This window comes from Variovorax sp. V116 (assembly GCF_041154435.1).
In the GTDB taxonomy this organism is placed as follows: domain Bacteria; phylum Pseudomonadota; class Gammaproteobacteria; order Burkholderiales; family Burkholderiaceae_C; genus Variovorax; species Variovorax paradoxus.
This window is the reverse complement of record NZ_AP028661.1, coordinates 1,208,016-1,220,076: the sequence shown is the minus strand read 5'-3', so window position 1 is coordinate 1,220,076 and position 12,061 is coordinate 1,208,016. Positions and strand designations below refer to the sequence as shown.

The window sequence follows — 12,061 nt, the reverse complement described above, 5'->3', positions numbered from 1 at the left end:
TATCTCAGCGCAGGCGCGGGTTCAGCGCGTCGCGCAGCCAGTCGCCCAGCAGGTTCACGCTGAGCGCAATCAGCACCAGCATCAGGCCCGGGAACACGGTGATCCACCACTCGCCCGAGAACAGGTACTGGTTGCCGATGCTGATCAGCGTGCCCAGCGAAGGAGAAGTCGGCGGCACGCCGACGCCGAGGAACGACAAGGTCGCCTCGGTGATGATCGCAGTGGCGACCTGGATGGTGGCCAGCACCATCACCGGCCCCATCACGTTGGGCAGCACGTGGCGCAGCATGATGCGCAGCGGCGCCACGCCGGTCACGCGCGCGGCCTGCACGTATTCCTTGTTGCGCTCCACCAGCGTGGAGCCGCGCACCGTGCGCGCGTACTGCACCCAGCCGGTCAGCGATATGGAAATGATGAGCACGCCGAAGGCCAGCGACTCATGTGCATTGGGAAACAGCGCGCGGCCGACGCCCGCAATCAGCAGCGCCACGAGGATCGGCGGAAACGACAGCATCACGTCGCACAGGCGCATGAGGAACGAATCGAGCCAGCCGCCGAGGAAGCCGGCCAGGAGGCCGAGCACCACGCCCACGGTGATCGACAGCGCCACCGACACCACGCCGACGATCAGCGAGATGCGTGCGCCGTAGATCACGGCCGAGAGGATGTCGCGGCCCTGGTCGTCGGTGCCCAGCAGGTACTTGGAAGAGCCTTCGGCGCTCCATGCGGGCGGCAGGCGCGCATCGCCGAGCTCGAGCGTCGCCAGGTCGAAGGGGTTGTGCGGCGAGACCCATCCGGCAAAGACCGCGCAGAACACGCAGGCCAGTGCAATGAGCGCCGCCGCCATGGCCACGGGCGAAGTGCGAAAGCTGTAGCCGACGTCGCTGTCGAGCCAGCGGGCGAATGTTTTTTTCATCGTGAGGCAAAAAGGATGGGCCCGCAAGAAGCGGGCCCAGGATCGAGCCGCTCAGGCCGCCCGCCGGCGGGCGGCCCGCAGAATTACGGCTTGATGCTCATCCACTTGAAGGGCATGTAGTTGTCGGCCATCTGCGTGAGCGCCACCTTCTTGCTCACGCCCCAGGCCAGCGTCTGCTGGTGCAGCGGCAGGTGGCCGACGTCGGCGGTGTGCAGGTCGAAGGCTTCCTTGATCATCGCGTCGCGCTTGGGCTTGTCGGTTTCCGACTGGATCTTCTTGGTCAGCTCGTCGACCTTGGGATTGCAGTAGGCGCCCAGGTTGAACTGGCCGGCGCCGGTCTTGTCGTCGGGGCAGGCCATCAGTGCCGTGAGCGCGTTGTGCGAGTCGTAGGTGGTGGGCGTCCAGCCCAGCATGTAGAAGCTGGTGTCGCGGCGCAGCACCTTCGGGAAGTAGGTGCCCTTGGTCTCGGCCGCGAGGTTGATCTTGACGCCGATCTTCGCCAGGTTGGAGGCCACGCTCTGGCAGATCTGGCCGTCGTTCACGTAGCGGTCGTTCGGGCAGTTCATCGTCACTTCGAAGCCGTTCGGGTAGCCGGCTTCGGCCAGCAGCTTCTTGGCGGCCTCGACGTCGTAGGGCAGGCGCTTGTCCTGCGCTTCGTTCCAGCCGTTGATGCCGGGGCCGACCATCAGCGCGGTGGGGCGCGAGGCGCCGCGCATCACCGTGCGCTGGATGCCGGCGATGTCGATGGCCTGGTAGAAGGCCTGGCGCACGCGCTTGTCCTTGAACGGGTTCTTGCCCTTGACGCTGGAGTACAGCAGCTCGTCGCGCTTCTGGTCCATGCCCAGGAAGATGGTGCGCAGCTCGGGGCCGGAGATGACGCGTGCCGTCGGGCTGGCGTTGACGCGCGCGATGTCCTGCACGGGCACCGGCTCCATGACGTCGACCTCGCCTGAGATCAGCGCGGCGACGCGCGTGGCCGGGTTGGCGATCGGCGTGAAGATGATCTCCTGCGCGTTGCCTTCGATCTTGCCCCAGTAGGTCGGGTTGCGCGTGAAGACGGTGCGCACGTTCGGCTGGCGCTCGCGCACGCGGAACGGGCCGGTGCCGTTGGCCTTGAACGAGGCGGTGTTCTCGATGCCCTTGCGCCGGTCGACCGGCGTGACGGCCTTGTTCTCCTCGCACCACTTCTTGCTCATGATCATGAGCTGCGTGATGACGTCGGGAAGAATGGGGAACGGACCCTTGGTTTCGATCTCGATGGTGTGCGCGTCGACCTTGCGCACTTCCTTGATGTCGGTGGTGTTGGACTTCATGTCCGAGCCGTCGCCCGAGGCGCGCGCGAAGCTGAAGAGCACGTCGTCGGCCGTGAAGGGCGTGCCGTCGTGGAACTGGACGTTCTTGCGCAGTTCGAAGCGCCACACGGTGGGCGAGGTCTGTTTCCAGCTGGTCGCCAGCAGCGGCGCAACGCTCAGGTCCTTGTTGCGCCCGACCAGCGTTTCATAGACGTTGGCGGTGGTGCTCAGCTGCAGCGACTCATTGAGCGAGTGCGGATCGAGCGACAGCGCGTCCCCCTGGTTCGCCACGCGGATGGTCTGCGCGCCGGCCACCAGGCTGGCGGTGCCCAGCACGCACAAAACTGCGACCGCGGCCGCCTTCTTCTGAAAACTCATGGAAACACTCCTCGGGTTGGAATCTGAAGTACATCAAGGCGTCGCGGTAGCGGCGTCTTTCACGGGCTGCTGGCTGCGGGTGGCAGCCAGCGGCATGCCCTGCTCGATCAGCCCCGCATGCAATGCGGCGCCGAGCGGCAGGATCTCGTCGTTGAAGTCGTAGCGGCTGTTGTGCAGGAAGGCGCCGCATTTGGCGTCCTGGCCGATGCGCAGGTAGGCACCGGCCTTTTTCTGCAGCATGAAGGAGAAGTCCTCGGCGCCCATGCTGGGCTCCATGCTGCGCTCGACGTTGGAAGCGCCCACCAGCGACTCGGCCACGTCGGCCGCGAACATGGCCTCGGGCGCGGTGTTGATGGTGGCCGGGTAGATGCGCTCGTACCTGATGGTGGCGGTGGCGCCGAAGCCCGCGGCCACGGCCGTGCAGAGCTCGGTCAGGCGCTGCTCGACCTGCGCCTGCACGCGCGCGCTGAAGGTGCGCACGGTGCCCACCAGCGTGGCCTCGCCCGGGATCACGCTCATCGCGCCCAGGTCGCCCGCCTGCACCGCGCAGATGCTGACCACCGCCGCATCGATCGGCCGCACGCTGCGCGACACGATGGTCTGCGCGGCCGTGATGATGTGCGCGGCGACCACCACGGGGTCGATGGTCTGGTAGGCGTGGGCGCCGTGACCGCCCTTGCCCTTGATCTCGATCGTGACGCGGTCGGCCGCGGCCATCATGGCGCCGCGGTTGATACCCACCGTGCCCGCGGGCATGGCGGGCCAGTTGTGCATGGCATAGACCGCGTCGACCGGAAAGCGGTCGAACAGGCCGTCCTCGATCATCACGCGCGCGCCGGCAAAGCCTTCTTCGCCGGGCTGGAAGATCAGCACCGCGGTGCCGTCGAAGCTGCGGGTCTCGGCCAGGTAGCGCGCCGCGCCGACCAGCATGGCCGTGTGGCCGTCGTGCCCGCAGCCGTGCATCAGGCCGTCGTTGGCGGAGCGCCAGCCGAAGTCGTTGTCCTCGCGCATGGGCAGCGCATCCATGTCGGCGCGCAGGCCGATCATCCGGCCGCTCGCGGTGGAGCGGCCGCGGATGACGCCCACCACGCCGGTCTTGCCGATGCCCTCGTGGATCTCGTCCACGCCGCAGGCACGCAGGGCTTCCCGCACGCGGCCGGCCGTGTAGACCTCTTCGAAGCCGAGCTCGGGGTGGGCGTGCAGGTCGCGGCGAAAGGCCGTGATCTCCGGATAGAAGCTCGCGATGTGCGCAAACGCCCTGCCCGAGGCCTGCAGTCGCGGTGCTGCAGCTGCTGCGACAACCGTCATTTCAATGTCCTCCCGCCTTGCCCACGCGCAGCCGCGGATCGACCACGAAGTACAGCAGGTCGACCACCAGGTTGATCACCACGAAGATCAAGGCAATGAGGCACAGGTAGGCCGCCATCACCGGCACGTCGGCAAAGGTCACGGCCTGGATGAACAGGAGCCCCATGCCGGGCCACTGGAACACCGACTCGGTGATGATGGCAAAGGCGATGAGGCCGCCGAGCTGCAGGCCCGTGATGGTCATCACCGGCACCAGCGTGTTCTTGAGCGCATGGCCGAAATGAATGGCGCGGTTCGTGAGGCCCCGGGCGCGCGCAAACTTGATGTAGTCGGTGCGCAGGACCTCGAGCATCTCGGCACGCACCAGCCGCATGATCAGGGTCAGCTGGAAGATCGCGAGCGTGACCGCCGGCAGGATGATGTGATGCCATCCGTCGGCCCGGAACAGGCCGCTGCTCCACCAGCCGAACTGCACGGTCTCGCCGCGCCCGAAGCTCGGGAACCAGCCCAGCATCACCGCAAACACCAGGATCAGCAGGATGCCGATCAGGAAGGTGGGCAGGGACACGCCGAGCAGCGACACGGTCATGAACACCTGGCTCAGGAAAGTGCCGCGGCGCAGCGCGGTGTACACGCCCATCGGAATGCCGATGAACAGCGCCAGCACGGCCGCCACCAGCGCGAGTTCGAGCGTGGCCGGAAAACGCTCGCCGATGAGGCGCGAGACCTTCGCGCCCTGGCGCAGGCTCAGGCCGAACTCGCCCTGGGCCGCGTTGACGAGAAAGTGCCAGAACTGCACGAAGAAGGGCTGGTCGAGCCCCAATGCGGCGCGCAGCTCGCGGATCTGCTCGGGCTTGGCATCCTGGCCCAGCAGAAAGACGACGGGGTCGCCCACATATTGGAAGAGAAGAAAGGCGATGAACGCGACCGCGATCATGACGATCACGGCCTGGATCAGGCGGCGCAGGACGAAGGCAATCATTCAGCAAGCAGAGTGAACAGGCATGCTAGCAGTGCAAGGTGCGTGCCCGCACGGTGGTTCCCCGGGGGTGCACGCGGATGGTGCGCTTCGGATGCACCCATGCAACATCGGCGAAGCCCCCAATGAAAAAAGCCACTCGACTTTCGTCGAGTGGCTTTTGAGTCTTTCGATTCAAAGCTGGCTTAAGCCAGCCTCGAATTAGAAAGCGTGACGGATACCGAAGTCGTAGCCGGTCGAGGTCTTCGGGGTGAAGACGCCGTTGGCGATGAAAGCCGGGCCGCCGACGGTCAGGGCTGCACCGTTCTTGTTGCTCACGCGAGCGATCGTTGCGTACAGAGCCGTGCGCTTCGACAGGTTGTGCACGTAGCCCAGAGCCAGCTTGTTGGCCTTCGGATCTTCGACGGCAGGAGCGAACAACACTGCAGGAGCGTTGAAGTCATACTTGACGTGCGAGTACGAAGCGCGGATCAGGCCAGCACCGACCGGCACGGTCACGCCGAGCAGGTAGCCGGTGAGGTCCACGTCAGGACGGCCGCCGAGGAACGGTTCGACTTCGTAGTCGATCTTGTTCTTGGCCTTCGACAGTTCACCGAAGAGCTTCACGGGACCGAAGTCATACGAAGCGCCGAGGTTCAGCGTGTTGACCTTGGTGGTCGTGCCAACGTAGTAGTTGTCGCCCACGGTGCTGCTGCCGTAAGAAACCGCAACGTCCAGAGGACCGTTGGCGTAGCCGAAACGGCCACCAACGTAACGGCCTTGGCGCGAAGCGTTCAGCGTAGCCGGCGTAGCGGTGCCCGGGCTGTACTTGTTCTTCTCGCTGAAAGCGTACTGCACTTGGCCGTAGAAACCACCCAGGTTCGGCGGCAGGAAGTAGCCGATGCTGTTGCTGGCGCGAACGTAGTTGCTGCTGCCAACGTTGGTGAACGGAGCCGTTGCAGCTGCGGGGGTGCCGAAGGTGCCGAAGGCGTCGTTAGCGGTGTTGATCAGGTTGGAGCCAACGCCGTTGGTGCCGAACGGATCGAACACGGTGTCGTTCCAGAAGGTCGGGGTGTAGTCACGGCCGAGGCGGACTTCACCGAAACCACCCGACAGGCTCACGGTCGAGCGACGAGCGAAGGTAGCAATACCTTGCTGGCCGTCGTCGTTGGAGATCGGGGCTTCGAGCCAGAAGCTGGCAGCCAGGCCGCCACCGAGGTCTTCCGTACCACGGAAGCCGATACGGCTGGAGTTGTAGCCCGAGTTAGCCAGTGTACGACGGCTGACCTTGACGCTGCCTTGGTTCAGGTAGAACGGGTTCAGGAACGTGGCACCGTTCAGGTCACGCGAGGTGCTCGAATAGCCGCTGATCGACGCGTCGACCACGCCGAACAGCGTGACGGACGACTGAGCCGAGGCAACACCGGCAACAGCCAGGGCAGCCAGAGCAACTAGAGATTTTTTCATTGCAAGTTTCTCCAAGGTTAAACATAGGGCTCCGGTGCGAAGGCTCACCGTGACTGGCACTTTTGTGCTCCCACCGGACCCCGGGCCAACCTCCTTTTGGGAAGTTGATGCTATTGCACCAGAGCCGCTGCGGCAGGGCAAAACAAATCGCCCGAAATCTCCAGCGGCCCACGCGTTTCGTTGCAGTCCTGCAACAAAGGACTTTGGCGCGCTCACAAACCACCATATGAAATGAAGCAACTGTTTCGCGCTGCTCTTTCCGCATACGTTCAAATACGGGCATGACTTCCACGCTCGACCCCGTCCTGACTGCGGCTGATGCGGCATTGCGCACCCTTTTTGCCCGGCCCCATGCAACAAGGGCCGCGCCCGCGCCGGCCCAGGCGCCGGGCGAGATGACCGATTCGGAGCGGCGCGAGGCCGGGGCATTGATGCGGGTGAACCACGTGGGCGAGGTTTGCGCCCAGGCGCTCTACACCGCGCAGGCCGCGGTGGCGCGCGACCCGGTCCTGCGGGCCCGCCTGCTCGAAGCCTCGCACGAAGAAACCGATCACCTGGCCTGGACGCGCCAGCGGCTGGACGAACTCGGCGCCCGGCCTTCCGTGCTGAACCCGCTCTGGTATGCGGGCGCTTTCGGCCTAGGCCTGGTGGCGGGGCGCCTGGGGGACCCGCTGAGCCTCGGGTTCGTCGCAGAAACCGAACGCCAGGTGGAAGCCCACCTGGAGAGCCATCTCGGCCGCCTGCCGGCCGCCGACAGTGCCTCCAGGGCCGTGGTCGAGCAGATGAAGATCGACGAAGCGCAGCACGCCGCGCAAGCCATCGATGCCGGCGCGGCGGAACTGCCGGCCCCGGCCAAGGCCCTGATGCGGCTCGCCTCCCGCGTGATGACCACGGTGGCGCACCGGATCTGAGGCCTCGCGGACTCAGGTTTCGATCAGGTCGAAGCTGGTGGTGATCTCGGCGGTCTTCGCGAGCATGATGCTGGCCGAGCAGTAGGTTTCGTGGCTCAGGGCAATCGCACGCTCGACGGCGGCCGCAGGAATGCCCTTGCCCGCCACCGTGAAATGCATGTGGATCTTGGTGAAGACCTTGGGATCCTTTTCCGCGCGCTCGCTGGTCAGCTTGACGCTGCAGCGCTCGACGCGGTGGCGGCCCCGCTTCAGGATCAGCACCACGTCATAGGCAGTGCAGCCACCCGTGCCCGCAAGCACGGTTTCCATGGGCCGGGCCGCCAGGTTCTGGCCGCCGTTCTCGGGTTTGGCGGCATCGGGCGCGCCGTCCATCATCAGGACATGGCCGCTGCCGGTTTCGGCCACGAAACCCATGGCCGATCGCGTTCCGGCATCGCCGGTCCAACTTACTGTGCATTCCATCTGTTCAGATCCATTCAAGGATGTTCAGCAAAAAATCACGCCAACATCCGTTGGTGTGTGGGGAAATCGTCACTTGCTTGTTGCAACGCAACAAACAACCGATATACTTTATTTCATGGCGCACGAACCCGTGCGCACCGGTTGTCTCCTCCACCCTTCCAATTGGTGGATTTAGCCCCGAGCTGCAAGGCTCGGGGCTTTTTTCTTTGGGTCCCCGGCACTGCGGGGCCACTCTAGTTTTGGGGCCCGAAGGGCAGTTGCTCTGGCTGCCCTGGCTGTTGCCGGTGTTGCCTCGGCTCAGTCGTCCGTCACGCTGTTCGGTGTGGTCGACGCTTCGATCAGCGGCTATTCGAACAGCTCGCGCGACCTGAACAACGGCGTGACGTACAACGCCTTCGGCTTTCCGGTTGCCTACAACCCGTTCTATGTCAACAAAGGCAGCGTGCGGACCAGCAGCGTTGGCATGACCCACTCGGGCTACAACTCCAGCCGCCTGGGCTTCCGTGGCACTGAAGATCTCGGTGGCGGCCTGGCAGCCAGCTTCTGGCTCGAAGCGCCGGTTGCCAACGACGACGGCAGCCAAGGTGTTGCCACCTTCGCCCGTCGCTCGACCGTGAGCCTGTCGGGCGGTTTCGGTGAAATCCGCCTCGGCCGCGACCTGACGCCTTCGTTCCACAACAATTCCGTGTTCGATCCGTTCGGCACCAATGGCGTTGGCACCAACCTGATCCAGACGGCCACCAGCGCATTCGGCAACCCCACCCGCGCCAGCAACTCGGTCAGCTACTTCCTGCCGGCGAACCTCGGCGGTTTCTACGGCCAGCTGATGTACGGCTTCCACGAGAAGACCAAGTACAGCCCGGGCCTGGCTACGCCTCACGCGGCCGACAACTCGCGCACCGGCCGCTACATCGGCGGCCGCTTCGGCTACGCCAACGGTCCGCTCGACGTTGCAGCGGCTTACGGCAGCAACACCGTGGGCGACGACTACTACGCCGGCACGACCACCAAGGTCAACACCTTCAACCTCGGCGCTTCGTATGACTTCGGTCCTGCAAAGCTCTTCGGCGAACTGTCCCACGCCCGCGAAAAGACCGACATCGACGGCGACTTCTTCGCCCGCCCGGCTTCCGTGGCATCGAACAAGCTCAATGGTTGGCTGCTGGGCGTGACGGTTCCGGTCGGTGCCGGCCTGATCCGCGCGTCGTACTCGGCCGTGAAGTACAAGTCGGGCGACAACAACCCGTTCTTCAACGAACCGAATCCGAAGGCCAACAAGCTGGCACTGGGCTACGTGCACAACCTGTCGAAGCGCACGGCCCTGTACGCAACGGTTGCCCGCATCAGCAACAAGAACGGTGCAGACCTGAGGGTCAGCCCGGATTTCAGCCCGAAGTTCATCAGCAACGACATCTTCACCCCGAAGACCTCGACTGGCTACGACTTCGGCATCCGCCACGCCTTCTGATCGAAGCCTGATTCCCAATGCTGGCTTCAGCCAGTTCGGATCAATCCCGTATCAAGCCGCCCAGCGCAAGCCGGGCGGCTTTTTGGCTTTGCTCAATTCGGGCGGCCACGCCTGCTTTGCAGCAATCCCACATTCATTTCTCCGCTCAGAACCGAAGCGTAGAAACGTTCGACCATGTTGACGCTCGTGCGCGCATTGCGCGCCAAGGTCAGCATGTCGATGCCCTGCCCGTACAAGAGCCGCAAGGTGATGGCGGTATGGCGCAGGCAATAAAGAGTCCTCGACTGGCCCTGCGGCCCTTTCTGGAGCGACGTCGCTTCCAGCGCCCAGTGGAAAAGAAAGTTGAGCACGGCCAGCGCATGCTCGCGGTTCTTCAATTGCGGCATGAAGATGTAGTCGTCCGCGCCGCCAAAGCCCTGCTCGCGGCGATGCGCGAGCAGGCATTCATAAACCCGCACGGCCGGGCGCAGGCTCACGATGGGCTGGCTGTGCCGCTTGGTTTCGGGCAGGTTCATCCGCAGGTAGACGTGCTTGCCGCGCACGACGTCGATGTGCCTGTGCTTCATGAGCTTGATGTCGCTCGGACGCACGAAGGTGTTGACCATCCAGCGGATCAGCCATGGCAGCTCCTGCGGCATGACGAGCAGCTCGCGAGCGATCCAGAAGCGCTCGCCGGAGGCCAGCTGATCGAGCACCGGATGCGGCTGTCCGCGCAGCCGGCGCGCAGCCGCCACCACCGCCCGGTACTCCGCAACGCTGAAGCTCCCGCGCGGCTGGCTGCGCACCTTGACCTTCGGGAAGGCAGGTACATCGCGAAGCACGCCGATGCTCACACCGTGCATCAACACCTTTCGCAGCAGCACCAGGTACTGCGCGATCGTCGTGCTGGTGAAGCCCTGCGCTCCAAGGTGATCGATCAGGCGCTGCGCATCGGAAGTAGCGAATGCCTGCGCCGGCACAGCACCCAGCAAAGGAATGATGTGTGCGCGCAATCTGTTGCCCATCACCTGCCAGGTCGGCCGTCCTATTTCACCGCGCTGCACACGCGCCGCTTCTGCCTGCATCAACCCTTTGGAAAGGTCGCTGACAAAAAGGGTTAACAGATTTTGCTCATTTGTTAAATGACTGGCGGGCGCCTCGCTCGCGGGATAGCTGCGCGCAAAAAAACCCGAATCGTTCGCGGCCGGGGCTCTCTGGATGAGGTTTATGACATTTGTGTCCATGCCATATCCCGTACGCAATCCCGATGCCTCTTATCATCGTCATTTATCAATTGAAAACTCCCTTGGACAAAACCGTGCGCGACGTACCTGTGCCGGCACTGACGCCCGCCGACTATCTCAGAAAAATTTTGAACGCCCGCGTTTACGACGTGGCGGTCGAATCCGCGCTCGAGAAAGCCAATGCACTCAGCGAGCGGCTCGGCAATACCGTGCTGCTCAAGCGCGAAGACCAGCAGCCGGTGTTCAGCTTCAAGCTGCGCGGCGCCTACAACAAGATGGCGCACCTCTCGGCGGAGCAGCTCGCGAGTGGCGTCATCTGCGCATCGGCCGGCAATCACGCGCAGGGCGTGGCGCTGGGCGCGCGCAAGCTGGGCGCGCGCGCGGTGGTGGTCATGCCGGTGACCACGCCGCGGCTCAAGATCGATGCGGTGCGCGGCTTCGGCGGCGAGGTGGTGCTGCATGGCGACAGCTATTCCGATGCCTACCTGCATGCGCTCGAGCTGCAGGCGCAGCAGGGCCTGACCTTCGTGCACCCCTTCGACGATCCCGACGTGATCGCGGGCCAGGGCACCATCGCCATGGAAATCCTGCGCCAGCACCAGGGCCGGCTCGATGCGGTCTTCGTGGCGATCGGCGGCGGCGGGCTCATCTCGGGCGTGGCCAACTACATCAAGGCGGTGCGCCCGGAGATCAAGGTGATCGGCGTTCAGATGAACGACTCCGACGCCATGATGCAATCGGTGGCGGCGCGCCAGCGCGTGAGCCTGCCCGACGTGGGACTGTTTTCGGACGGCACTGCCGTCAAGCTGGTGGGCGAGGAGACCTTCCGCATCGCCAGCAACCTGGTCGACGAATACATCGCGGTCGACACCGATGCGGTCTGCGCGGCCATCAAGGACGTGTTCGTCGACACCCGCAGCATCGTGGAGCCGGCGGGCGCGCTGGCAGTGGCCGCCATCAAGCAGTACGTGGCCGGGCATGGCCGCCATGGCGAAACCTATGCGGCCATCCTGTGCGGCGCCAACATGAACTTCGACCGGCTGCGCTTCGTGGCCGAGCGCGCCGAAGTCGGCGAGGAGCGCGAGGCGCTGTTCGCGGTGACCATTCCCGAAGAGCGCGGCAGCTTCCGCCGCTTTTGCGAGCTGGTGGGCGAGATGCCGGCCAGCGAGTCGCAGGAAACGGGCTCGGCCGGCGGCGCGCTGCGCAACGTGACGGAGTTCAACTACCGCATCAGCGACGCGGCCAAGGCGCATGTGTTCGTGGGCCTGACCACCTCGACGCGCGGCGAATCGACGACCATCGCCAAGACCTTCATTGCGCACGGCTTCGACGCGCTCGATCTCACGCACGACGAGCTCGCCAAGGAGCATCTGCGGCACCTGGTGGGCGGGCGCACGGGTCTCGCGCATGACGAGCGGCTGCTGCGCTTCGTGTTTCCGGAGCGCCCGGGCGCGCTGCTCAAGTTCCTGAGCCTGATGCGGCCGAACTGGAACATCAGCCTCTTCCACTACCGCAACCAGGGCGCCGACTACGGCCGCATCCTGGTGGGCTTGCAGGTGCCGGCCGGCGACGCGGCGGCCTTCGACGACTTCCTCGAAACGCTGGGCTATCCCTACGTCGAGGAAACGGCGAATCCGGCCTACAGGCTGTTCCTGCAGGCCTGAAAGGCCGTCCGGCT

The 12,061-nt window shown here is 64.7% G+C and carries 10 protein-coding genes; 3 read left to right on the top strand and 7 right to left on the bottom strand.

The window, feature by feature from the left end; all coding sequences use genetic code 11:
- Positions 1 to 4: 4 nt before the first annotated feature.
- From ACAM58_RS05625 to ACAM58_RS05605, 5 genes are all read right to left on the bottom strand, one after another.
- The gene (locus tag ACAM58_RS05625; RefSeq protein ID WP_012746241.1) at positions 5 to 916 is read right to left on the bottom strand and encodes an ABC transporter permease; all 912 of its coding nucleotides are present in this window, start codon (positions 914 to 916) and stop codon (positions 5 to 7) included.
- An 83-nt stretch (positions 917 to 999) separates the two neighbouring features.
- Entirely contained in the window at positions 1,000 to 2,586 is a 1,587-nt protein-coding gene (locus tag ACAM58_RS05620) for an ABC transporter substrate-binding protein (protein WP_012746240.1), read from the bottom strand.
- Between the two features lie 33 nt (positions 2,587 to 2,619).
- A complete protein-coding gene (locus tag ACAM58_RS05615) occupies positions 2,620 to 3,894 on the bottom strand; it encodes a M20 aminoacylase family protein (protein WP_278874701.1) in 1,275 nt (424 codons plus the stop codon).
- A gap of 1 nt (position 3,895) precedes the next feature.
- Complete coding sequence (locus tag ACAM58_RS05610; RefSeq protein WP_012746238.1) at positions 3,896 to 4,876, bottom strand: ABC transporter permease; 981 nt, start codon at positions 4,874 to 4,876, stop codon at positions 3,896 to 3,898.
- A 198-nt stretch (positions 4,877 to 5,074) separates the two neighbouring features.
- Positions 5,075 to 6,319: a porin gene (locus ACAM58_RS05605; protein ID WP_018903558.1), complete on the bottom strand. Its 1,245-nt coding sequence runs from the start codon at positions 6,317 to 6,319 to the stop codon at positions 5,075 to 5,077.
- A 281-nt stretch (positions 6,320 to 6,600) separates the two neighbouring features.
- On the opposite strand from ACAM58_RS05605, the gene coq7 reads away from it, so the two are divergent.
- Positions 6,601 to 7,230 carry a 2-polyprenyl-3-methyl-6-methoxy-1,4-benzoquinone monooxygenase gene (coq7, locus tag ACAM58_RS05600; protein WP_018903559.1) on the top strand — a complete coding sequence of 210 codons (630 nt, stop codon included), beginning with the start codon at positions 6,601 to 6,603 and terminating at the stop codon, positions 7,228 to 7,230.
- Between the two features lie 12 nt (positions 7,231 to 7,242).
- On the opposite strand, the gene ACAM58_RS05595 is transcribed toward coq7, so the two are convergent.
- Positions 7,243 to 7,692, bottom strand: coding sequence for an OsmC family protein (locus tag ACAM58_RS05595; protein WP_012746235.1), 450 nt, complete (start codon positions 7,690 to 7,692; stop codon positions 7,243 to 7,245).
- Positions 7,693 to 7,954: 262 nt separating this feature from the next.
- On the opposite strand from ACAM58_RS05595, the gene ACAM58_RS05590 reads away from it, so the two are divergent.
- Entirely contained in the window at positions 7,955 to 9,160 is a 1,206-nt protein-coding gene (locus ACAM58_RS05590) for a porin (RefSeq protein ID WP_369664474.1), read from the top strand.
- A 92-nt stretch (positions 9,161 to 9,252) separates the two neighbouring features.
- On the opposite strand, the gene ACAM58_RS05585 is transcribed toward ACAM58_RS05590, so the two are convergent.
- Positions 9,253 to 10,383 (bottom strand): hypothetical protein, encoded by a 1,131-nt coding sequence (locus ACAM58_RS05585; protein WP_062363075.1) that lies wholly within the window; start codon positions 10,381 to 10,383, stop codon positions 9,253 to 9,255.
- 23 nt (positions 10,384 to 10,406) lie between these two features.
- Between ACAM58_RS05585 and ilvA the strand changes: the two genes are divergently transcribed.
- On the top strand, positions 10,407 to 12,047 hold the full coding sequence (ilvA, locus tag ACAM58_RS05580) for a threonine ammonia-lyase, biosynthetic (RefSeq protein ID WP_244883405.1): 1,641 nt from the start codon (positions 10,407 to 10,409) through the stop codon (positions 12,045 to 12,047).
- The last annotated feature ends 14 nt before the right edge of the window (positions 12,048 to 12,061 follow it).

Coding starts and splice junctions, on each gene's coding strand:
- ACAM58_RS05620 (WP_012746240.1), bottom strand. CDS start 2,586: ATGAGTTTTCAGAAGAAGGCGGCCGCGGTCGCAGTTTTGTGCGTGCTG.
- ACAM58_RS05625 (WP_012746241.1), bottom strand. CDS start 916: ATGAAAAAAACATTCGCCCGCTGGCTCGACAGCGACGTCGGCTACAGC.
- ilvA (WP_244883405.1), top strand. CDS start 10,407: ATGCCTCTTATCATCGTCATTTATCAATTGAAAACTCCCTTGGACAAA.
- ACAM58_RS05610 (WP_012746238.1), bottom strand. CDS start 4,876: ATGATTGCCTTCGTCCTGCGCCGCCTGATCCAGGCCGTGATCGTCATG.
- ACAM58_RS05605 (WP_018903558.1), bottom strand. CDS start 6,319: ATGAAAAAATCTCTAGTTGCTCTGGCTGCCCTGGCTGTTGCCGGTGTT.
- ACAM58_RS05595 (WP_012746235.1), bottom strand. CDS start 7,692: ATGGAATGCACAGTAAGTTGGACCGGCGATGCCGGAACGCGATCGGCC.
- coq7 (WP_018903559.1), top strand. CDS start 6,601: ATGACTTCCACGCTCGACCCCGTCCTGACTGCGGCTGATGCGGCATTG.
- ACAM58_RS05615 (WP_278874701.1), bottom strand. CDS start 3,894: ATGACGGTTGTCGCAGCAGCTGCAGCACCGCGACTGCAGGCCTCGGGC.
- ACAM58_RS05585 (WP_062363075.1), bottom strand. CDS start 10,383: ATGGACACAAATGTCATAAACCTCATCCAGAGAGCCCCGGCCGCGAAC.